This window comes from Undibacterium sp. RuTC16W (genome assembly GCF_049339445.1).
Taxonomy (GTDB): Bacteria; Pseudomonadota; Gammaproteobacteria; order Burkholderiales; family Burkholderiaceae_D; genus Undibacterium.
Map to the genome: position 1 here is coordinate 460,215 of NZ_JBMPPE010000001.1, position 21,406 is coordinate 481,620.

Annotated in this window: 17 protein-coding genes; 16 read left to right on the forward strand and 1 reads right to left on the reverse strand. The window is 46.0% G+C overall.

Annotated elements, in window-relative coordinates; all coding sequences use genetic code 11:
• The first annotated feature begins 2 nt into the window (after positions 1-2).
• From ACO0K4_RS02080 to prsT, 8 genes are all read left to right on the forward strand, one after another.
• Positions 3-425, forward strand: coding sequence for a flagellar basal body-associated FliL family protein (locus tag ACO0K4_RS02080; protein WP_422954936.1), 423 nt, complete (start codon positions 3-5; stop codon positions 423-425).
• A gap of 82 nt (positions 426-507) precedes the next feature.
• Entirely contained in the window at positions 508-1,101 is a 594-nt protein-coding gene (locus ACO0K4_RS02085) for an IMPACT family protein (protein WP_422954937.1), read from the forward strand.
• A gap of 279 nt (positions 1,102-1,380) precedes the next feature.
• A complete protein-coding gene (locus ACO0K4_RS02090; protein ID WP_422954938.1) occupies positions 1,381-2,472 on the forward strand; it encodes a trypsin-like serine protease in 1,092 nt (363 codons plus the stop codon).
• 180 nt (positions 2,473-2,652) lie between these two features.
• Entirely contained in the window at positions 2,653-3,426 is a 774-nt protein-coding gene (locus ACO0K4_RS02095; RefSeq protein WP_422954939.1) for a S1C family serine protease, read from the forward strand.
• A gap of 183 nt (positions 3,427-3,609) precedes the next feature.
• On the forward strand, positions 3,610-4,890 hold the full coding sequence (locus ACO0K4_RS02100; RefSeq protein ID WP_422954940.1) for a nucleotide sugar dehydrogenase: 1,281 nt from the start codon (positions 3,610-3,612) through the stop codon (positions 4,888-4,890).
• A gap of 20 nt (positions 4,891-4,910) precedes the next feature.
• Positions 4,911-5,942, forward strand: a complete 1,032-nt coding sequence (locus tag ACO0K4_RS02105; protein WP_422954941.1) for an SDR family oxidoreductase — start codon at positions 4,911-4,913, stop codon at positions 5,940-5,942.
• A 93-nt stretch (positions 5,943-6,035) separates the two neighbouring features.
• Positions 6,036-7,151, forward strand: coding sequence for a GNAT family N-acetyltransferase (locus ACO0K4_RS02110; protein ID WP_422954942.1), 1,116 nt, complete (start codon positions 6,036-6,038; stop codon positions 7,149-7,151).
• Between the two features lie 215 nt (positions 7,152-7,366).
• Positions 7,367-10,150 (forward strand): XrtA/PEP-CTERM system TPR-repeat protein PrsT, encoded by a 2,784-nt coding sequence (gene prsT, locus ACO0K4_RS02115; protein ID WP_422954943.1) that lies wholly within the window; start codon positions 7,367-7,369, stop codon positions 10,148-10,150.
• A gap of 532 nt (positions 10,151-10,682) precedes the next feature.
• Here prsT and ACO0K4_RS02120 read toward each other — a convergent pair.
• Entirely contained in the window at positions 10,683-11,252 is a 570-nt protein-coding gene (locus ACO0K4_RS02120; RefSeq protein ID WP_422955418.1) for an XrtA/PEP-CTERM system exopolysaccharide export protein, read from the reverse strand.
• A gap of 574 nt (positions 11,253-11,826) precedes the next feature.
• Here ACO0K4_RS02120 and ACO0K4_RS02125 point away from each other — a divergent pair.
• From ACO0K4_RS02125 to ACO0K4_RS02160, 8 genes are all read left to right on the forward strand, one after another.
• Positions 11,827-13,353 (forward strand): XrtA system polysaccharide chain length determinant, encoded by a 1,527-nt coding sequence (locus ACO0K4_RS02125; RefSeq protein WP_422954944.1) that lies wholly within the window; start codon positions 11,827-11,829, stop codon positions 13,351-13,353.
• A gap of 67 nt (positions 13,354-13,420) precedes the next feature.
• Entirely contained in the window at positions 13,421-14,431 is a 1,011-nt protein-coding gene (locus tag ACO0K4_RS02130) for an XrtA-associated tyrosine autokinase (RefSeq protein ID WP_422954945.1), read from the forward strand.
• Positions 14,412-15,983: a TIGR03016 family PEP-CTERM system-associated outer membrane protein gene (locus ACO0K4_RS02135; protein ID WP_422954946.1), complete on the forward strand. Its 1,572-nt coding sequence runs from the start codon at positions 14,412-14,414 to the stop codon at positions 15,981-15,983. The genes ACO0K4_RS02130 and ACO0K4_RS02135 overlap by 20 nt, the downstream gene beginning before the upstream one ends.
• Before the next feature lie 16 nt (positions 15,984-15,999).
• Complete coding sequence (locus ACO0K4_RS02140; protein WP_422954947.1) at positions 16,000-16,998, forward strand: XrtA/PEP-CTERM system-associated ATPase; 999 nt, start codon at positions 16,000-16,002, stop codon at positions 16,996-16,998.
• Positions 16,998-18,173 (forward strand): non-hydrolyzing UDP-N-acetylglucosamine 2-epimerase, encoded by a 1,176-nt coding sequence (gene wecB, locus ACO0K4_RS02145; protein WP_422954948.1) that lies wholly within the window; start codon positions 16,998-17,000, stop codon positions 18,171-18,173. The genes ACO0K4_RS02140 and wecB overlap by 1 nt, the downstream gene beginning before the upstream one ends.
• 7 nt (positions 18,174-18,180) lie before the next feature.
• The gene (locus ACO0K4_RS02150) at positions 18,181-19,053 is read left to right on the forward strand and encodes an XrtA system polysaccharide deacetylase (RefSeq protein WP_422954949.1); all 873 of its coding nucleotides are present in this window, start codon (positions 18,181-18,183) and stop codon (positions 19,051-19,053) included.
• Between the two features lie 5 nt (positions 19,054-19,058).
• Positions 19,059-20,147, forward strand: coding sequence for a FemAB family XrtA/PEP-CTERM system-associated protein (locus ACO0K4_RS02155; RefSeq protein ID WP_422954950.1), 1,089 nt, complete (start codon positions 19,059-19,061; stop codon positions 20,145-20,147).
• A gap of 7 nt (positions 20,148-20,154) precedes the next feature.
• A complete protein-coding gene (locus ACO0K4_RS02160) occupies positions 20,155-21,363 on the forward strand; it encodes a TIGR03087 family PEP-CTERM/XrtA system glycosyltransferase (protein WP_422954951.1) in 1,209 nt (402 codons plus the stop codon).
• The last annotated feature ends 43 nt before the right edge of the window (positions 21,364-21,406 follow it).

A 21,406-nucleotide genomic window follows, 5' to 3' on the forward strand; every position in this document is an offset into this window, starting at 1 on the left:
TCATGAAAAAAAATAACGCCTTTCACCAAGCTGTTTTATTTTGTGTTTTTTGTGCGTCACTGCTGCTCACGGGACTGGCATCAGCCAATTCCGGCGGTAAAGAAGCCAGTGCGTCCGGCGGCAGTGCAACCACCAAGTTAGAACCTTTCACCGTCAATTTATCGACCTCGGAACGCTATTTGCAAGTCAGCCTGACGCTGCAATTAGCAAACGCGGAGATAGGGGAAAAAATCAAGGTGTACATGCCTGTCGTCCGGCATTTTATTTTGCTTGGTCTGAGCAGCAAAGAACCGGCACCATTGCAGACAGGTGAAGGAAAACGCGAACTGATCGAGGAATTACGTAATGCCGTCAATAAAGCGCTGGACGTCAAAGAGCATGATGGCGTCACCGATATTTTTTTTGAAAATTTCGTTATCCAATAATGTTGGGACGAGATTGACGCCAATGTATTCCAGCGAGCTGAACGTTTTTCCGTAAATCTCGCAGGATGAAAGCATCGAATCGATGTACCAATTAGTCTCGCTGGCTACGGCTGAAATAGAAATTAAAAAAAGCCGTTTTCTCGGGCAACTTTATCCCGTCAATACACGTGCTGAAGCACGCTCCTTGCTTGTCAATATCCGCGCCACCCACCCCAATGCCGTGCATGTGTGCTGGGCTCTGATCTGTGACGGAGACTCCGGACTGGACGATGACGGAGAACCATCCGGCACTGCTGCCAGACCAATCTACAACGTTCTCGTTCACAAACAACTCCACAACATACTGGCTGTCGTCATACGTTATTGGGGCGGTACCAAATTAGGCGCTGGCGGACTGACCCGCGCTTACGGGCAGGCAATTTCAGACGCTTTTAAAACTGCAGAACTACAACAAGTGGAATCATATTGCGAACGCATTTGCCATTTTCAGTTCGCCGATGAATCCAGTCTGCGCCGCTTATGTGAGCAGCATCAAATCAGCATCGTCAGTGCTGACTACAGTGATACCGTAGAGCTGCGCCTTAAGCTGAAGCAGCAGCAAGTACAGGCTTTTGAACAGTTAGCATCCGACTTGTTACGCGGTTCTTTGCAGATAAGTGACCCTAATATCTGCTAAATCAATTACATCCATTTCAATTACATCAATTCACTCCGCCATTCTCTTCATTTCCTAGATCAGCCCCAGCACTGGCAAGCTCAGCTCAAAATGTGTCGGAAAATTTTACATTCCTTTACATTTTTTTCTATAAAAAAACATAAGTGCCTGAAAGAAAACATATTTTCATATATGGCATTGTTTTTGCATTAAGCATTTTCGCGAACAACGCAAACAACACAGATAACAAGCTAGTCTTAAATATCGATCATATAGAACGACCAATCTCAAGGAGAGGCAATGTTACGTCAGAACAATCTTTTTAATAAAGTAGTGGGAGTGACTCTAATCGCGAGTGCATTTTTCGCAGGTCAGACACAAGCATCTCCAATCGTCGGAGGTATTGTTACTCCAACTATTACCTCAGGCGCATTGCCTGATTCACCTGCTGCGCACGTTGATGCCAATACGCCTAATTCACCATTCTCCGGCGTTGTCAGTATCAATATCCGTTACGACGGACAGTCCTTCATTTGCTCCGGTGCATTGGTTGGCAAACGTTCGGTCGTATCTGCCGGTCACTGCGTTGATACAGACGGTAACGGTCATATCATCGACATTAACAAACCGGGCAATGACGTTCGTGTTGTATTCAACAGCAATGGCAATGTGAATGCATTGATTACTGCATCTGCTGTATCAATGAACTCTAAGTATGAAGGCTTCGGTAAATGTCCGGCAGGCGTTAATTCATTCTGCGTGAACGACGATATCTCTGTCATCACTTTGTCGACAGACGCACCTGCCAGCGCAAAAATCTACCGCGTCAGCTCCAATCCAGTGACATCTGGCACACATATCGTGATGGCAGGCTATGGCACATCTGGCGATGGCATCAACGGTTATACCGTCTCACCTAGCTTCACAAAAAAACGTAGCGGTGAAAACTATGTTGACCTGTTTGACGGTGATGATGAGCAGGGTTTTGGCGGCGCGAACGAAGTGTACTATGCTGACTTCGACGGCGTAGATGCTAACGGCGTGTTACAAGATACATTCTGCAAACAATATGGCGTATGCTCACCAATCCTGCCTAACAACAAAGAATCTGGCATCGGTGGTGGTGATTCCGGTGGTCCATCCTTCGTCATTGATCCAAATACTGGCGAATACATTCTGGTTGCCAACAATACTTTCAGCGGTAATTTCCAAGGTCAAGTTAAAGGATCCTTTGGTACTTACTTCGGTGGCATCTTGCTGGCCAGCTACACTGACTACCTGGTAGCTGCAACTGGTGGTGCGATTCAAATCGTTCCAGAACCAGGCAGCATCGCTATTCTGGGACTCGGTCTGGGTATGCTGCTGATGATTCGTCGTCGCTCTAAAGTATAAGTTTTCTGAGCTCTAAAAAAAGCGGCCTCTGGTCGCTTTTTTTACGCCTGCAGTCCTGATACCGTATCTCTATCACCTGTAAATAAAGCGCCACAGAAATTGAAATTGCATTGCGTTTTTATTACGAATCCGCTACGGTGAAGACTCTTCCAACTGGTAGATTTTCTCAACATCATCGCCATGAAAAATATCTCCCGCCATATCTGCCCGCCCCTCGTTCTATCTATTTTTTTTGCAACAAGTGATTGCCATGCACAGGACTTCATCAATACGGTCAAAGCCGTTAAGCCTTCTGTCGTTGCAGTCGGTACATTTAAAAAAACACGCAGTCCCGCCGTCAGCTTTAGCGGCACGGGGTTTATCGTTGGAGACGGTTTAACCGTCATTACCAATGCACACGTAGTCAATGGCAACAGCAGTCTGGAGGCGGATGAAACCATCGGCATATTGACAGGAAAAGACGATACCGCAGAATTTCGTCCGGCCACCGTCGTTGCTGTCGATGAAGAACATGATCTGGCACGATTAAAAATTTCTGGCACGCCTTTGCCTGCATTAATGTTGGGTAATCCCGATACGGTATCTGAAGGTCAGCAAATTGCATTTACAGGCTTCCCTCTTGGTGCTGCGCTAGGCTTTCATCATGCAACACATCGCGGCATTGTGTCATCCATTACCCCTGTTGCCAGACCAGCACAAGACTCCCGTCGCCTAGATCCCAAAGTGATTGCTCAGCTCAGGAAAGCTGCTTATTCAGTATTTCAGCTCGATGCAACAGCCTATCCGGGTAATAGCGGCAGTCCCGTCTACGAACCGGAAACAGGCGCCGTCATTGGTGTCATCAATATGGTATTTATTAAAGGCCTGAAAGAAACCGCCATTACGAATCCCAGCGGAATTTCATATGCTATTCCCGTTAATTACGTCAACGATTTACTCAAACGAAAGAATTAAAAAAGTAAGTTTGAAAAAGGTAAAAGCACTCAAATTCAGAATAAAAATTCTCACTGGAAACATTGCTGTCATTAAAAATTATTAATATAAAGCAAGGACTTAGGCAAAACCCGAGCATCGATATTGTGGCTTTTCTGAGTATCTGTTATATTGTCTGAATATCATTATCAAAATGGAAATCTTATGGATATAGTTGGCGTCGTTGGCTTGGGTTATGTTGGATTGCCTTTAGCCGTAGAATTTGGCAAAAAAATGCAAACCATCGGCTTCGATCTGTCAGCGAGTAAGGTTGCAAGCTACAAGCAATTTATCGATCCGACCGGTGAACTCTCGACAGAAGAATTACGTGCATCCACGCAATTAAGTGTGAGCACTGATCCTGCCGAATTATCACGAGCAAACTATATCGTGATCGCGGTGCCGACCCCGGTCGACCTAGCACACAATCCAGATTTTGGTCCTCTGATCGGTGCAAGTGAAACAGTAGGCAAGCATCTGAAAAAAGGAACGATCGTTGTCTATGAGTCGACCGTCTATCCGGGTGCAACTGAAGAAGTTTGTATTCCTGTTCTGGAGAAATATTCAGGACTAAAATGGAAAGAAGATTTCCACGTCGGCTTTTCACCGGAGCGGATTAATCCGGGTGACAAAGAACATACCCTGACAACGATTTTAAAAATCGTCTCCGGCGACGATGCAGATACATTGGATAAAGTCGCTAAACTGTATGAACGTATCGTTCGTGCTGGCGTGCATCGTGCGACCAGCATCAAAGTCGCAGAGGCGGCAAAAGTCATCGAGAATACCCAACGCGATTTAAATATCGCCTTGATGAATGAGTTATCCATCATTTTTGACATGATCGGTATTGATACGCTGGAAGTTCTGGAGGCCGCTGGCACCAAGTGGAATTTCCTGAATTTCCGCCCGGGCTTGGTCGGCGGGCATTGTATCGGCGTCGATCCTTATTACCTGACACACAAAGCGGACATGTTGGGCTATCACCCGCAAGTCATTTTGGCAGGACGTCGTATCAACGACGGGATGGCTAAATTTATTGCAGAAAAAGTCGTCAAAGAAATCATCAAATCCGGTCATCATGTCAAAGGTTGTATCGTTAACGTATTAGGCTTAACCTTTAAAGAAAATTGTCCCGATCTGCGTAATTCTAAGGTTGCCGATATGATTTTTGAACTGCAATCGTATGGCGTGGATGTGCATATTCACGATCCACTCGCAGATGCCGCAGAAGCGCAGCACGAATATGGCCTGAAGCTAGAAACCTGGGAACAATTACCTCTTGCAACCGTAACGATTGCAGCCGTTTCCCATCAGGAATTAATGCAACGTCCTTTGTCCGACTATCAGGCGAAATCCATTCCGAATGGCTGCTTCGTCGATATCAAATCGAAGTTTGACCGTGCCGCATTGCGTGATGCGGGATTCAGCATCTGGCGTCTCTAAAATATACCGGCATCAAAAACATGGCAACCTACCAAGCTATTCAAGAACAATTACAGAATCATCAGTCAACCTGGCTGATTACAGGTGTTGCAGGATTTATTGGCTCCAATCTCCTGGAAACATTGCTGAAGCTCAATCAAAAAGTAATTGGTCTCGATAATTTTGTAACCGGTCATCAGCACAATCTGGATCAGGTGAAAGAACTTGTCGGGCCGTCAGCCTGGTCAAACTTTCGTTTTATCCAGGGTGATATCCGGCATTTGGCAGATTGCCAGCTAGCCTGCACCGGCGTCGATTATGTTTTACACCATGCTGCGTTGGGATCTGTACCACGTTCGATTGAAGATCCTCTGCTGGCAAATGAAAACAATGTCACCGGATTTTTAACGATGTTGACAGCGTCTCGTGATGCAAAAGTCAAACGTTTTGTCTATGCTGCGTCCAGCTCTACCTACGGGGATCATCCGGACTTACCAAAAATCGAAGACGTCATTGGCAAGCCGCTATCACCTTACGCCGTGACTAAATATGTCAACGAGTTATACGCCGATGTGTATGCACGATGCTATGGAGTTGAATCGATAGGACTACGATATTTCAATGTATTCGGTCCCAGGCAGGACCCGAATGGTGCCTATGCTGCGGTGATTCCGCAGTGGATCGCAGCACTGATCAAAAACTCTACCTTGAGCATCAATGGCGACGGCGAGACCACGCGGGATTTCTGCTATGTCGATAACGTCGTACAAGCAAATTTACTAGCCGCATTGAGTCAGAATCCCGAGGCGGTCAATCAGATTTATAACGTTGCTCTCAATGACACGACAAGTCTGAATCAACTGTACAAAATGATGCAACAGTTATTGATGAGCAGCTTTGCACATATTCAAACACATCAGCCCAAGTACGAACCGTTCCGAGTCGGAGATATCAGACATTCACAAGCTGATATTAATAAAGCCAAAAATTTATTAGGCTATGCGCCAACACATAGCGTTGATGCGGGTCTCAGGGAAGCGATGGATTGGTATAAAGCGAATTTGCAAGCTTAAATTCCCTATTAGCCATCTCAGCAAATATGCCGGGTAACCATATACCGAGATGGCATCGACTATCCCGCTTGCCCTCATGAAGAGGGCGTCTGCATGAAAAATCTCTCCGTCCATAACGGCTTTGATGAATTTATCCAGTCCAATCCAGACGCCGTCACTGCCCGGGATGACGCAGATTTTTTCCTCACACTCATCTGGTTCAATAATTTAGCGAAGACCGCGTCTCCTGAACACCATCATGAACGTATCTATTCGGTAAAAAAATCAACTAACGGCAGCTCTAGCTACACCATCTGTCCAATGTGGGCAAACTACTCGACGATGTTCGGATGGCCTGTACGTCACCTGTGTTCCATGACAAATTTCTATACTTCGCTTTTTCGTCCGTTTGCAGCAGGAGAAAGTCGTGAAGTGATACCAGATATCCCCGATCTGATCGCCGCAATGACAGCGACAACATCGGATTGGGATACGATTCATTTTCACCCCATGGATACGAGCGATCCTTGCTTTGAGACGATCCAGTCAGCACTTGACCATGCTGGCATCGCGATACAAACTTATTTTTGTTTTGGCAACTGGTACCTCAACGTGAACGACAGGTCTTTCGACGATTATTTCATCGCTCTTCCGTCAAAACTAAAGAATACCATCGCCAGAAAAACGAAACAGCTTCAAAAGCAGCATCGTTTGACGCTCAAGATTATTCAAAGCGAAGACGAATTATCTGCGGCATTAAATGTGTATGAGCAGGTATATCAGGCCAGCTGGAAAACAGCAGAAGGTTTCCCGGAATTTATTTCCGGGCTGGTGACTAGCTGCGCTCGTCAAGGATGGTTGAGATTAGGTATCGCCTACATTGATGAACAAGCAGTTGCGGCGCAAATATGGATAGTTCACCACCGCAAAGCATCTATTTACAAACTCGCTTACGACAAACATTATGCGCAATTTTCGATAGGGTCGATTCTGACCGCCCATGTCATGCAACACGTAATTGATATCGATCAGGTAGATGAGGTCGATTATCTGACTGGCGATGATCCGTATAAAAAAGACTGGATGTCTGACCGTCGCGAAAGGTGGGGAATCATGGCATTTAATTTACGCACTATTGTTGGCGTTATCGCGGCGATAAAGCATCTGGGCGGTCGTTTTGCGCAATCCAAAATCAAGCGGATCCGGCAGATAGTCCAGTCGGGCAATTGATATCTTGCCTGGTAGAAAAGAGTATTGCCATGCCGGATACACCCAAAAGGTACATCACGTATTGAACCCATGGTATTTCAGATGCTCGCTATGGGAATCAAATCAAAAATGGTGTAAGCTCAAAAAATAATGACTTTTCATTAATAAAATAAGTTTTTCGCGGATTACGCAAATATTTCCTCATGAGTAGTTTTCTGAGTTAAAAGGATAAAAATATGTCACGCATCAGAAGCAAACGCACATCGATCGCCATACTCTCCGCATCTGCTGTTCTTATCGCAAGCTTAGGCGCATGCAGCAAAACGCAAAGCACGGAAAAATTATTAGCTGACGCGAAGCAATACCAGCAAAAAGGTGACAGCAAAGCCGCCATTATTCAACTAAAAAATGCCTTACAAAAAGATCCAGACAATAAAGATGCGCGCTTTTTATTAGGCTCAATTTATAACGAAACCGGTGATGCACTGTCCGCGGAAAAAGAAATTCGGAAAGCAATCAGTCTTGGCATCAGTCAAAATCTTGTTGTAATGGATCTGGCAAAAGCTTTACTGGCACAAGGCCAATTCCAAAAAGTACTTGATGAGACAGATAAAGATCCCAAATCCAAAACCGATGCTCAATTACTGAGCTTACGCGGAAACGCTTTTCTGGCACTGGGAAAAACGACAGAGGCTAAAGCCGCATTTGAGCTCGCTCTCAAAGACAAAGAAAATTATCCCGATGCGCTGATAGGACTGGCAAAACAGGCATTTGCAAGCAGAGACGTTGCAAGCACGAATGATTATGCCAATCTCGCCGTCGCAAAAAATCCTCAAAATACGGCTGCATGGTTGTTTAAAGGAGACCTGATGCGCATACAGGGCAAGCTTGACGATGCCTTGGCAGCTTACGGCGAAACAATCAAGTTACAGCCCGAGAATGTACAAGCCTTGCTGGTCAGAGCAAACTTGCAAATAGGTTTGAAGAAATTCGAAGATGCAAAAAAAGACATCGATGCAGCAAAAAAAGTATCAGGCGGCAATATTTTGGTGATGTACACACAAGCCTTGCTGGATTTCAGTCAAAATAAAAATACGGAAGCACATGAATCACTGCAACAGGTAATGCGCGTCGCTCCGGATTACATGCCAGCGGTATTGTTATCTGGCGCAGTCCAGTACGCCTTAGGGGCGACCAAGCAGGCTGAACAGGACTTAAGAAAGTATCTCAGCAAGGTGCCAAACAGCGCCTATGCGCAAAAACTCTTAGCCGCAACGCTCCTGAAGAGTAATCAGCCGCAAGAAGCAATTCCTGTAATCGAAAGCGCCTTGAAAATTGCGCCTGAAGACAGTCAGTTGATGGCGATGGCTGGTGAGGCACACATGATGAACCGGGAGTTCACCAAGGCTGCGGAATATTTTGAAAAAGCCAGTACCTTAGCCCCGAAACAAAGTGATTATCATGCAGCACTTGGCATGAGTAAGCTGGGGCAGGGTGATGGAGGTCAAGCGGTTGCGGAGCTTGAAAAAGCCGTGAATCTGGACGAAAAGTCGGTTAAAGCAGGCGTCCTCCTGATCATGACCCATTTAAAGCTAAAGGAATATGATAAGGCGCTCGCTGCCGTCAAGGTCGCTGAAAAAGAACAGCCCGCCAATCCACTGATACAAAACCTCAAAGGCGGAATCTATCTGAATAAAAAAGATATTTCTAATGCTCGCCTGAGTTTTGAGAAGGCAGTATCGTTACAAGCCAACTTCTTTCCTGCGATTGCAAATCTTGCCCGCCTGGATGTCTTGGAAAAAAAACCAGATGCTGCGAAAAAGCGTTTTGAAGCATTGCTGGAAAAAGACAAAAAAAATCTTCCCGCAATGACGGCTCTGGCTAGCCTGGCAATTTCTAACGGAGACAATGAAGGAGGAAAAGTTTGGTTAGAGCGCGCTAATAATGAAAATCCGGACAATCTTCAAATTGTACAATTGCTCGCAACCCATTATTTAAATATGGGCGATAAAAACAAGGCATTAACTTTCATAAAAAAAACACAGTCAACTAATCAAAAGAGCGTTGAGCTTATGAATTTTTTAGCGAAAATTCAAACACTCACAGGCGATAAAGCAGCTGCGCTGGACAGCTATACCAAACTCGCTGCTTTACTACCAGAATCAGCTCCGGCCCAATATCAGGTAGCAACTGCGTATATGGCAATGGGCAACGAAACTGCTGCTGCCGAAGCACTGAAGAAAACCTTACGACTCGATGAAAAATTTCTCGATGCGCAATTAGCAATCGCAAGTCTGGCTCTTAAAAACGGCAAATTTGACGATGCTCTTGGCGTCGCAAAACAAGTCCAGAAACAACAAGAAAAGTCACCTGCGGGTTTCTTGATTGAAGGCGATACACTGCTTTTACAAAAGAAAGCCGCTCCGGCAATTAAGGCTTATGAGCAAGCTATGAAGCTGGGTGCAAACGGTTCAATTGTGATTAAACTGCACAATGCTTTGATTGCTGACGGCAAAATCAAGGATGCCGATACACGCGTTGATCAATGGCTAAAGGCTCATCCCGATGACGGAGGAGTTCGCTTGTATTTAGGAACCTATCAGCTAAATACGCAAAAAAATCGGACTGCCGCCATTGAGCAATTTCAACTTGTTTTGAAAAATGATCCAAACAATATTCCAGCGCTAAACAATATTGCCTGGGCATATTCCGAACAAAAAGATAAGAAGGCGATTGACTACGCGGAGCGCGCTTATAAACTCTCGGGCGAAAGTCCCGCAATTATGGACACTCTGGCGTGGATCTTACTGGAACAAGGTAATACCGAGCGCGCCTTACCCTTGCTTGAAAAAGCAAGCGGCCTTCAGCCTGATGCATTGGAAATACGTTACCACTTCGCTGTCGCACTTGTAAAATCCGGCAATAAAACAAAGGCAAAAAAAGAATTGGAGAGTATTACCGGCCCAGGGAAAACTTTTGCAAAGTCAGACGATGCAAAGACACTCTTAAAACAGCTCTAGACGACCTGGCGGCTACCGAGTGAACCACTCGCCCGCCTTGATTAAAATGCGATGCTCTCTGCCGAAGAAAAGTCTGTCATTGATATGCGCGCTATTGCTTTTATCGCACAACTTTAAATAAGCTTATCTTATGCACAGGCCAGGAATAATATCTGCTTCAGTACAAAGCGATTGAGCTAGGGCCTGTTAACTAGGACTTACGCAAAACGACATATTGCCTATCGCCATATAAATGGAAGCCGCATGCTGTATGCGGCTTTCAGAGGCATATTGCGCCAGCAGGCGCATTCTGCTTGCGGTTCATTTTGATATCGATATTTCAAAGAACTGCTGAGACAGGTTTTTCTCTGCATCTCGTTGGCTCGCAGCCTCTTTCGTGAGCGGTTTTAGTTTTTGCATAAGTCCTGTTAACAATGAAATCAGGAGTGCAATTTCATTGTTAACAAGACTCAGCTCAATACGTTATTGCGATACCCAACACAAATAAAAAAGCCACTTCATCGAAGTGGCTTTTTTATTTAACAACACAGGATCAGAAGAAACTTTGTGGGATAACCAGAACATCACCGGGACGAACCGGAACGTTGGCAGAGATATCGCCGTCTTTAATCAAATCATTCAGGCGCACGTTCAATGTTTGCTGCTTGCCATCGATCGTACGGATGATATTTGCCTTATTACCAGAGGCGAATTCCGTAATACCGCCCACAGCGATCACGACGTCCATTAAAGACATCCCTTTACGATAGGCCAATGCCTGAGGTTTAGCGGCTTGTCCTATCACACGAATTTGTTCGCTATAAGGGCCGGAAAATGCTGTCACGATCACAGTGACCACCGGTTGCTGAATAAACTTTGCTAAGGCTTTCTCGATGTCACGTGCTAATTCGGTCGAGGTTTTACCGATTGCCACCACGTCCTCAACCAGAGGGGTCGTGATTTTACCGTCCGGACGCACCGAAACCACCATCGATACCTCAGGATTACGCCATACAATGACATTGACCGAGTCACCGGCGCCAATAAGGTAGTCATGATTAGGGGCTTGAGATTCAGCCGTCGGTGCAGGAGTGACGTTCGTCGCGCAACCGCTGACGATCAAGACAAATAATGTCGCGGTAAGGCATGACAGCCAGCTGGAAATTTTTGATTGAAGCTTGTTCACGTGAGTCCCCTATGTGAGATGGTTGAATGTCTTCTCACTGAAATTAGCATTCAACAGAAGTTAACATGAAAGCATGATATTACCATCAACGGATGGCAAAACAAGCTCATTTACTTGTTTTTTTTACATAATTATTTTTACACATTTTATGACGATCAGCTTGCTTGCAAAAGTATAGTACAGACCGTCGCAAGAGAACGACTTTCGACCAGCGTTCTGTGTAATTCTGATCAATTTTCCACAGAACACTTAATTTCCATATAGAAATAAAGTGTTTAGAATCCGACACTTAGCAAAATATGACAGGTAATTCTGCTTATCTCAGATTTCTCTACGAATATCATAAAAAGTATGGCGTCTTAATTCAGTAAACATCGAATTTACTTGTTTTTTTTACATTTACATAATATTATGATTCACAAAATATTCGTGCCTTTCCAAGTAATAAACTGGTAAGTTAGCAATATAGCGAATCGTCAATAAAATCACCTCATATGGAGAAGTCAACAAGATGGAGGAGCTGTTAACGCAGTTACAATCGCTGCTGAGGGGCGGATGGAAATATCGCTGGTATGCGGTCACAATCGCATGGCTGGTATCTGCAATCGGGTTCGGTGTTGTCTATACACTGCCAGACAATTATCAATCCTCCGCACGTGTATTTGTTGATACTCAAAGTATTCTGAAACCTTTGCTGGCTGGGATGACTAGCGTACCCAACGTCGAGCAACAGGTCTCCATCATGAGCCGGACACTACTTAGCCGGCCAAACGTCGAACGTGTGATGCGCATGGTTGATCTCGATATCAAAGCGAATACCGGTAAAGACCGTGAATTGCTGATCGAGAATCTCATAGCAAAAATCAAAATCGGCGGTACCGTACAAAACGACATCTATACGATTACCTACAACGATGAAAGCCCAAAATTAGCGAAGGATGTGGTTCAAGCGCTCCTGACTATTTTTGTAGAGGGTAGTTTTGGCGACAAAAAACAAGACTCCACGAAAGCCGTCGTTTTCATCGATGGCCAGATCAAAATTTACGAAGAAAAACTGATCGCAGCAGAAAATGCTTTAAAAGATTTCAAACTGAAAAATATAACTTTACTGCCGCGACAGGGTAGTGACTCGGGTACAAAACTGTCCGAAATGACCGAAAGCCTGAATCAGGCACGTTTAGAATTAGTTGAAGCTGAGCAGGCACGAGATGCGATCAAACGGCAAGTCGCCAGCACTGAAAATTCAATGAAGCCAGATCAGGCAACAGCAACCGTATCCAATCCAGAAATCGATGCACGGATTCAAACACTGAACAAAAACCTGGATTCTTTACGATTACAGTTCACGGACCAACATCCAGACATCGTGTCGACCAAAAGATTAATTGCGCAGCTAGAAGTAAAGAAGGCGGAAGAAGCAAAAGTTCGTAAGCCTGAGTCCGAATTGGTTGCGTCAAATCCTTTATTGCAGCAGCTAAAAATTTCTCTGTCGGCAGCCGAGGCTCGCGTAGCCTCAATGAGAGCACGCGTTGATGAATATTCAAACCGCAGCTCAAAATTAAAAACGCTCAGTATTGCCGCACCTGAAATCGAATCTCAGTTGTCTCAGTTAAATCGCGACTACCAGATCAATAAAGAAAATTACGAAAAATTGGTAGCAAGTCGCGAATCAGCCAAATTATCCGGCGATTTAAGTACCACGACAGAAATGATGACGTTCAGAGTTGTGGATCCGCCAACAGCGCCACTGACACCTGTTGGTCCACATCGTATTCGCCTGCTGTCTATGGTATTTGCCGCAGCAATCGGTATTGGCCTGGCAGGTGCCGTCCTGATGAGCAAGATACGCCCTACCTTCCTCACGCATATTGATCTGCTGGAAATCACTGGCTTGCCAATTCTCGGTACAGTGTCGATGAATTGGACTGAAAGCGAGAAAAGACGTCAAAAACAAAGTTTGTATGGCTTCGCCGCCTCCTCCTTTGTATTACTGGTGTTTTACGCCGGAGTGATGTCGTTCATGTACATCAAGCAATAACATTATTAGTATAAAAATATTTGTTGATCGTCTGGCAGTCGGAAATACGAATCTACTTGGAGTTAGCGTGAGCATTATTGAAAAAGCGGTTGGTAGACTAGAGCAGGGCAAAGGAATTGCAGCACACACCACAGAGGTGCCTGCAGAACCGGCTCCTCAGGTAATCGTTGCGCCAGTCGCTCCGGTTGTCGCACCAGAGTTGCCCGTCAAGACAGTACAAGCCCCAGTTGCAGCGACCGTTGCCCCAACTACGACAATAGCTGCGGCACCAACTACTACGAGCCAGACTGGCACTATTAACGCGTCATCACACTCAGCAGATGTACTTGGGAAAAACAGTCAGCGCAAAGTAGAAATTGACATCGCACAGTTACACCGCTTAGGCATGGTGACACCCGATGCAGAACGTACAGCGATTGCAGAAGAATTTCGCTTAATCAAGCGTCCCTTGATTGAAAAAGCATTCAATCAGAAAAAAGGTCCTCTGCATCACGGCAATCTCATCATGGTGACCAGCTCATTACCGGGCGAGGGAAAAACTTTTTGTGCCGTCAACCTCGCCATCAGTATTGCTATGGAGCTGGATCACACTGTGCTCTTAGTCGATGCTGACGTTGCCCGCCCTTCTGTACCGAGATATCTGAATTTGCTCCCTGGCGATACCAGTTCAGAAATTGGCCTGATGGATGTACTGCTTGACGACAAACTCGATCTCGCCGACGCCATGCTGAGAACTAATATCGATACCTTAAGTCTTCTGAGGGCCGGTAATAGCCACAAACGTGCGACAGAATTATTGGCAAGCCAGAGTATGAGTAGTTTGCTGTCTGAGATAGCCAATCGCTATCCTGATCGTATCGTTATTTTCGACTCACCGCCTTTACTCTTAACAACAGAAGCACGAGTTCTTGCGAACCAAATGGGGCAAATCGTCTTAGTTGTTGAGGCAGAAGCGACGACACAACATACCGTCAAAGAAGTATTGCGTCAGTTGAAATCGAAAGCTAATGTTAACTTAATTTATAACAAAGCTAGAGCATTCTCAAACGGGGATTACTATGGCCATTACTACAGCTAAGGCGATGGGACGCTGGCAAATACGTCCTCTTGCACTTGGGGTGACGTCGGTCATATCCTTGCTAGCGGTGGCGCATGCTAACAGTGTATCTGCGGCTGAATGGAAAGTAATACCGTCAATCAATGTAAGTGAAAGTTATACAGATAACGTCAAACTAACTCCCGTCGCAGAAAGTTCGTACATCACACAAGTCGCTCCGGGCCTGAGTCTCACAGCAACCGGAGCACAACTGCGCTTCCGTGCGGACTACGTGATGCAGAATCTGTACTACTCGGGTAATAACAACGGCATCAAAACCAGTCATCTACTCAACGCCAACGCCAATAGCGAGCTGATCAAAGATCTTTTTTTTTTAGACGGTATTGCGAATATTAGTCAGCAGAGTGTCAATCCGTTTACAGATCAGGCGACCAGCAATCTCAATCTGTCAGCGAACCGGACTGAAGTCAGGACATATAGTGTTTCCCCATATCTCCGGAAAAATTTCTCGCCTGAATTCACTGCAGAATTGCGTTATTCACGCGACTCAGTAAAAACTAGTTCGCAAAAAGTTTTTGATAGCACCGGTGATAAGATTTTGCTCGATCTGAAGAGTGGTTCATCTTATAAAACTATTAGCTGGGGATTTCAATTTGCCGATCAAAAAATTCATTATCCAAATCAGGCAGATATCGAGTTCCAGACGTCAACCGTTAACACCAGCTTTGCTCTTTCTTCACTGTTTAGTCTGACAGCAACAACAGGATATGAAAATAACACCTATGTTGCGTTAGGTGAAAAACCTTCTGGAATTTTCTGGACTACCGGATTTTCCTGGACGCCAACAGAAAGAACCCGTTTCGCCTTTAGTGCAGGCAAGCGTTTTTACGGTTCTACTTATTCCGCAACCATTAGCGAAAGAGCTCGTGCCAGTGTCTGGAGCCTAGGCTATAACGAAGACATCACAACGACTCGCGGCCAATATCTGATACCCGCGACCAACGATACATCCGCATTCCTGAATCAATTATGGAAAGCAAGCATTCCAGATAACAGTACGCGACAACAACTGGTTGATAATTTTATCCGTGACACCAATTTGCCCTCAGCACTTGCGCAGCCATTTAATACGGTGACCAATCGTGTGTTTCTGCAAAAAAACTTGCAGGCATCCGTCGCGTTTACCGGTGCGCAAAATACTGTTCTGCTGAGCGCATTGAACGTCAAAAGAGAAGCACAATCAGCAAGCCAGGCTGATATCCTGCTGCTGGGTATTTCTAATCCTGCTTTATTAGAAAAAGTCAGACAAACGGGTGTCAATGCACTGTGGAACAGGCAATGGTCACCTAGAACCAGTGCCAATCTCAGTACTGGCTATACGCAAACTGTGTCGGCCAATACCGGCATTAAAGACAATACCAAAACCGCGAGAGCATCTGTCTCGCGCCAATTACAAACCAAATTAAGAGCAACGGTTGAAGTACGGCGAGTAGAGAAACAGTCGAATCTCGCCAATGGGGCTGGCAATTTTAATGAAAATGCCGTCACCTTATTCTTGTTGCTAGGGTTCTAGCGGAGTTGATGAAGAGATGTACGAGTCCTACTACGGTTTCAATGCGAAACCATTTCAGTTAAAGCCCGACCCACGTTTTTTCTTTGGCAGCAAAGGGCATAAACGTGCGATGGCATATCTCGAATATGGGATATCGCAGGGCGAAGGTTTTATAGTCATTACCGGTGAAGTCGGTGCAGGCAAGACGACGCTGATGCGTAATTTATTTAACGAATTAGAATCTGACAAAATCCAGGCTGCACAAATTGTGAACACTCACGTCGGCTCAGACGACATTTTACGTCTTGTGGCTGCGGCATTTGGCGTGGAATATGAAAACGCCAGTAAAGCGACCTTATTGACTCGCCTTGAGCAATATTTACGTCAGTGTGATGTACAGGGAAAACGTGCTTTACTGGTCGTTGATGAAGCACAAAATCTGACGCCACGCGCAGTCGAAGAGCTACGCATGTTGTCAAATTTTCAGACCGCAGATAAATCATTATTGCAGACGTTTTTATTAGGACAGCCGGAATTCCGTCGCACCCTGTTGAGCGAGGACATGCAGCAGCTATTACAGCGCGTTATTGCCAGCTACCATCTTGGCCCGCTCGATCTGATTGATACGCGCTCTTACATCGAGCACAGGTTACATACGGTGGGATGGAAAGATGATCCTGTCATCAATACAGAAGCGTTCGCTGCGATTTTTGCTTACACCAACGGCATCCCAAGAAAAATCAATGCGCTCTGCGATCGCCTGTTTTTGATGGGCTATCTGGAAGAGTTACATCACTTTGGTGAGATTGAGGTAAATCAGGTGATTGCGGATATCAAGCAAGAGTTCCAGCTGCCCCCCTCCCATCTTGAAACAGGTAATCAAGTCACAGGCTTGAAAGATTTACCGAATATAAATCTGGAGCACATGGACGACAGAATGGCAAAAATGGAACGATCCATTTTATCCGTGATCGATGCCCTGAAGAAAATGCTTCCCAGCAATAAAGCGAATAACTACTCAGAGAAGGAAAATTAATGCAGGTTTTAAGCCCAAATCAACATGGTCCAAGCGAGATTATCTGCGTGGTGGGCGCTCGTCCAAATTTTATGAAGATCGCACCGATCATGGTCGCGCTCAACGCATTAAAACCGCATCTGAAAGTCACACTACTCCATACAGGGCAGCATTACGACGTTGCTATGAACGAGCAATATTTTGAAGCTCTTGGCATTCCATCACCAGATATTAATTTAGAAGTAGGTTCAGGCAGTCACGCCGTCCAAACTGCGGAAGTCATGTGCCGTTTTGAAACAGCCATGGGTGAAAATTTACCCGCGGCAGTATTAGTTGTAGGTGACGTGAACTCAACCATCGCTTGCGCGCTGGTAGCGACAAAAAAGGGAGTGCCAGTTATCCATGTGGAAGCTGGCTTGCGTAGCTGGGATCGTGGTATGCCGGAGGAAATCAATCGCGTATTGACCGATCAGATCTCTGATTTGTTATTCACAACGGAACCTAGCGGCAAAGATAATTTACTACGTGAAGGCGTTGCCGATAGCCGTATACATTTTGTCGGCAACGTCATGATCGATACACTGCGTAATAATCTGAGCCGTGCCATTGCTCCGGCACAGATTGCTGCCGACGCTGGCAATCCTCATTTCCTGAATGCCGGAAAAGGTTTTGTCGTGGTTACCATGCACCGTCCGTCGAATGTCGATGATCAGGCCATCTTGAGTGAGCTCATCACAACAATTATCAGCATCAGTGAACAAGTCCCCGTTATTTTTCCTGTGCATCCTCGTACCAAATCGATGCTGGAGAAATTTGGCCTGGACCAGAAATTAACTACGCCAAACATCCTCTTGCTGCCACCCATGGGTTATCTGGAAATGCTTGGGCTGATGAAAGAGGCAAAGCTGGTGTTAACCGATTCTGGTGGCATACAGGAAGAGACGACGGCACTGGGCGTGCCTTGCATCACGTTGCGCAACAATACCGAACGTCCAATTACCGTAGAAGAGGGTAGCAATACCATTGCAGGACAAGATCCGAAAAAGATCATGGAAATTTTTCAGGACGTCATGCACACCGGCGGTAAGGGTGGCCGTATCCCGCAATTCTGGGATGGTCACGCGTCCGACCGCATCGCAGCAGTCATTGCGACCCAGCTTGGCATCGCCATTCCTGTAACGGCTCAGTCATCATAAGGTCCCCATGTCCATCATTGCTCCCGCACAGGTCAGTACCCAGCCTATCCGTAATGCCATGACCATTGATGTGGAAGATTATTTCCAGGTCTCTGCATTTGCTCCCCACATTTCACGTGATAGCTGGACTAACTTACCATGCAGGGTTGAGCGGAATATCGACTGCATTCTTGCACTACTGAGCGCATCGCAAGTCAAGGCCACATTTTTTACACTTGGCTGGATCGCAGAACGTTATCCAGCTTTAGTCAAACGCATTGTGGCGGAAGGACATGAATTAGCCAGTCATGGATATGGCCATTTACGTGCGTCAGACCAGACACCGGACGAGTTTCGGGAAGATGTCAGCAGCAGCAAAAAAATTCTCGAAGATCTGGGTGGACAGGCCGTGCTGGGTTACCGCGCCCCAAGCTTTTCTATCGGTACTCAAAATCTGTGGGCACTGGATGTTCTGTTGAATGCGGGCTATCGCTACAGCTCCAGCATCTATCCTATTCAGCATGATCACTACGGCATGCCGAGTGCGCCACGCTTTAGTTTTTATCCTAACGGCCAGGATGGTTTACTGGAATTGCCGATTACCACAGTACGCTTCATGCAAAAAAACTTTCCTGCTGGCGGCGGTGGCTATTTCCGTCTGTTTCCCTACCAGCTTTCACGCTGGTTGTTACGACGGGTGAATCAACAGGATAAGCAATCCGGCATTTTCTACTTTCATCCATGGGAGATAGATCCTGAGCAGCCACGTCAGGAAAATATAGGCTGGAAAACTCGCTTCCGTCACTACGTGAATTTAGACAGAACCGAAAATCGTCTCAAAGCCTTGACCAAAGATTTCCAGTGGGATCGCATGGATCGCATCTTTTTACCCAACACATGAATTCCATGACTGATACATTGACAGCCAATCCAGCTGCCATGACTTTACCCACCTCCGCACCTGCCCAGATTTCTCTCAAGCTATTGCAACCACGAGATTACGCCCGCTGGGATGCCTTTGTGGTGCAATGTCCTGATGCGACTTTTTTTCACCGTGCTGGCTGGCAGCCTGTCATTGAAAAAGCATTTGGCCACCGCACCTGGTTTTATTACGCTGAAGCACACGGCGAAATTCTCGGTGTATTGCCGCTGGCGGAAATCAAGAGCCGCTTATTCGGTCATTCACTAGTTGCCCTGCCCTTTTGCGTGTATGGCGGTGTCGCGGCAATATCTGCCGAGGCCAAGAGTGTGCTAAGCCAAGCGGCACAAGCACTGGCAAAAACACTAAAAGTAGGTCACCTTGAATACCGCAGTATCACGCCACAAGAAAACGACTGGCATAGCAAAGAGCTGTATGTCACTTTCCGCAAAGCGATTGATCCCGACGAAGAAACAAACATGCTCGCCATCCCGCGCAAGCAGCGTGCAATGGTGCGCAAGGGTATTAAAGCTGGTTTGGTCAGCGAAATTGATCAGCAGATTGATCGGTTTTTTTACGCCTACTCCACCAGTGTGCATCGACTTGGCACGCCGGTTTTCTCAAAGAAATTTTTTCGCCTGTTAAAACAGACGTTTGGTGATGACTGCGAAATTATGACTATCGTCAGTCCACAAAGCACAACGGTCGCCAGCGTCATGAGCTTCTATTTCCGTGACGAAGTATTACCGTATTATGGCGGCGGCACGCCTGAGGCAAGGGATGTTGCCGGTAATGATTTCATGTATTGGGAATTGATGCGCAGGGCTTGTGCCAGATCATATAAAGTATTTGATTTTGGCCGCAGCAAAATAGGAACAGGTGCCTTTGATTTCAAAAAAAATTGGGGCTTTGAACCGCAAGCACTGCATTATGAATACCAGTTACATAGCGCAGCATCTTTGCCGGATAACAATCCGCTGAACCCTAAATACCAGCGATTTATCAAGATGTGGCAAAAAATGCCGCTTGCCCTGGCAAATCTCATCGGTCCCCACATCGTCAAAAACCTGGGTTAATCGTCCTATGACACAAAACCCCAAACAAGCTTTGCTATTGTTGGTGCACCGGATTCCATTTCCGCCCAATAAGGGCGATAAGATTCGCTCTTATCATTTGCTCAAACATCTGGCGAAAAAATATCAGGTTCATCTTGCTTGCTTCATTGATGATGCTAACGATATACAGCATATTGATACAGTCAAACAATGGTGTGGCGACACTCATTTCGAGAGTCTGAATCCAGCTACCGCAAAAATAGCCAGCCTGACTGCGTTGTTAAGTGACCGTCCTTTGTCGCTCGATTATTACCGTAGCAAGGCCATGCAGGATTGGGTCAATACCACCGTCAGCAAGCATCAAATCGACAAGCTTGTCGTCTTTTCTTCCGTGATGGCACAGTTTGCCGAACAGATGTCAACGCTCACGCGTGTCATTGATTTCGTCGATATTGACTCTGATAAATGGCGGCAATACGCAGAGAAAAAAAGCTTCCCCATGAGCTGGCTATACCGGCGTGAGGGTCGCTGTCTATTGCATTATGAACGCCGTATCGCACGCGAATGTGATGCGTCCTTGTTTGTATCGGAGGCCGAGGCTGACCTGTTCCGGCAACTAGCCCCTGAAAGCGCAGATACAATCGGCTTCTTCAATAACGGTGTCGATACGGAATATTTTTCACCCGAGCATAGCCTGGACAATCCCTACCACGCGCAAGATCTGGTCATCGTATTCACCGGCGCAATGGATTACTGGCCGAATATCGATGCTGTGACATGGTTTGCGCAAGCAATTTTTCCGCTGATTCGACATAAACATCCCGATGCCTTGTTCTATATCGTCGGCACCCGGCCGGCCGAACAAGTGAAAGCCCTGGCGCAATTACCGGGCGTACGGGTCACTGGCTCGGTGCCAGATGTCCGGCCTTATCTCGCTCACGCTAAAGTTGCCGTTGCCCCTTTACGTATCGCCCGCGGGATACAAAATAAAGTGCTGGAAGCGATGGCAATGGCAAAAACCGTCATTGTGTCACCGCAAGCGCTCGAAGGGATTGATGCCGCCATCGACGAAGAGTTAATTCTGGCGGAAGACGAAAACGGTTTTGCCGATGCTGTGTCTATTGCTTTAGAAAAAACCAATACGGCGCTAGAAAAAGCAGCGCGCCTCAGAGTCATCACCAGATACAACTGGGATGCGAACCTTCAGAAAGTAGATGCTGCATTGGAGTCGATATAGTAGTAAAAATGCAATATAATTAAACTATTCTATTCTTCACGGC

What these genes read in the sequence shown, in the direction of transcription:
- ACO0K4_RS02150 (WP_422954949.1), top strand. Translation starts at nt 18,181, where the DNA reads ATGTCCATCATTGCTCCCGCACAGGTCAGTACCCAGCCTATCCGTAAT.
- prsT (WP_422954943.1), top strand. Translation starts at nt 7,367, where the DNA reads ATGTCACGCATCAGAAGCAAACGCACATCGATCGCCATACTCTCCGCA.
- ACO0K4_RS02140 (WP_422954947.1), top strand. Translation starts at nt 16,000, where the DNA reads ATGTACGAGTCCTACTACGGTTTCAATGCGAAACCATTTCAGTTAAAG.
- ACO0K4_RS02125 (WP_422954944.1), top strand. Translation starts at nt 11,827, where the DNA reads ATGGAGGAGCTGTTAACGCAGTTACAATCGCTGCTGAGGGGCGGATGG.
- ACO0K4_RS02155 (WP_422954950.1), top strand. Translation starts at nt 19,059, where the DNA reads ATGACTGATACATTGACAGCCAATCCAGCTGCCATGACTTTACCCACC.
- ACO0K4_RS02100 (WP_422954940.1), top strand. Translation starts at nt 3,610, where the DNA reads ATGGATATAGTTGGCGTCGTTGGCTTGGGTTATGTTGGATTGCCTTTA.
- ACO0K4_RS02110 (WP_422954942.1), top strand. Translation starts at nt 6,036, where the DNA reads ATGAAAAATCTCTCCGTCCATAACGGCTTTGATGAATTTATCCAGTCC.
- ACO0K4_RS02085 (WP_422954937.1), top strand. Translation starts at nt 508, where the DNA reads ATGTACCAATTAGTCTCGCTGGCTACGGCTGAAATAGAAATTAAAAAA.
- ACO0K4_RS02160 (WP_422954951.1), top strand. Translation starts at nt 20,155, where the DNA reads ATGACACAAAACCCCAAACAAGCTTTGCTATTGTTGGTGCACCGGATT.
- ACO0K4_RS02080 (WP_422954936.1), top strand. Translation starts at nt 3, where the DNA reads ATGAAAAAAAATAACGCCTTTCACCAAGCTGTTTTATTTTGTGTTTTT.
- ACO0K4_RS02105 (WP_422954941.1), top strand. Translation starts at nt 4,911, where the DNA reads ATGGCAACCTACCAAGCTATTCAAGAACAATTACAGAATCATCAGTCA.
- ACO0K4_RS02135 (WP_422954946.1), top strand. Translation starts at nt 14,412, where the DNA reads ATGGCCATTACTACAGCTAAGGCGATGGGACGCTGGCAAATACGTCCT.
- ACO0K4_RS02095 (WP_422954939.1), top strand. Translation starts at nt 2,653, where the DNA reads ATGAAAAATATCTCCCGCCATATCTGCCCGCCCCTCGTTCTATCTATT.
- ACO0K4_RS02090 (WP_422954938.1), top strand. Translation starts at nt 1,381, where the DNA reads ATGTTACGTCAGAACAATCTTTTTAATAAAGTAGTGGGAGTGACTCTA.
- wecB (WP_422954948.1), top strand. Translation starts at nt 16,998, where the DNA reads ATGCAGGTTTTAAGCCCAAATCAACATGGTCCAAGCGAGATTATCTGC.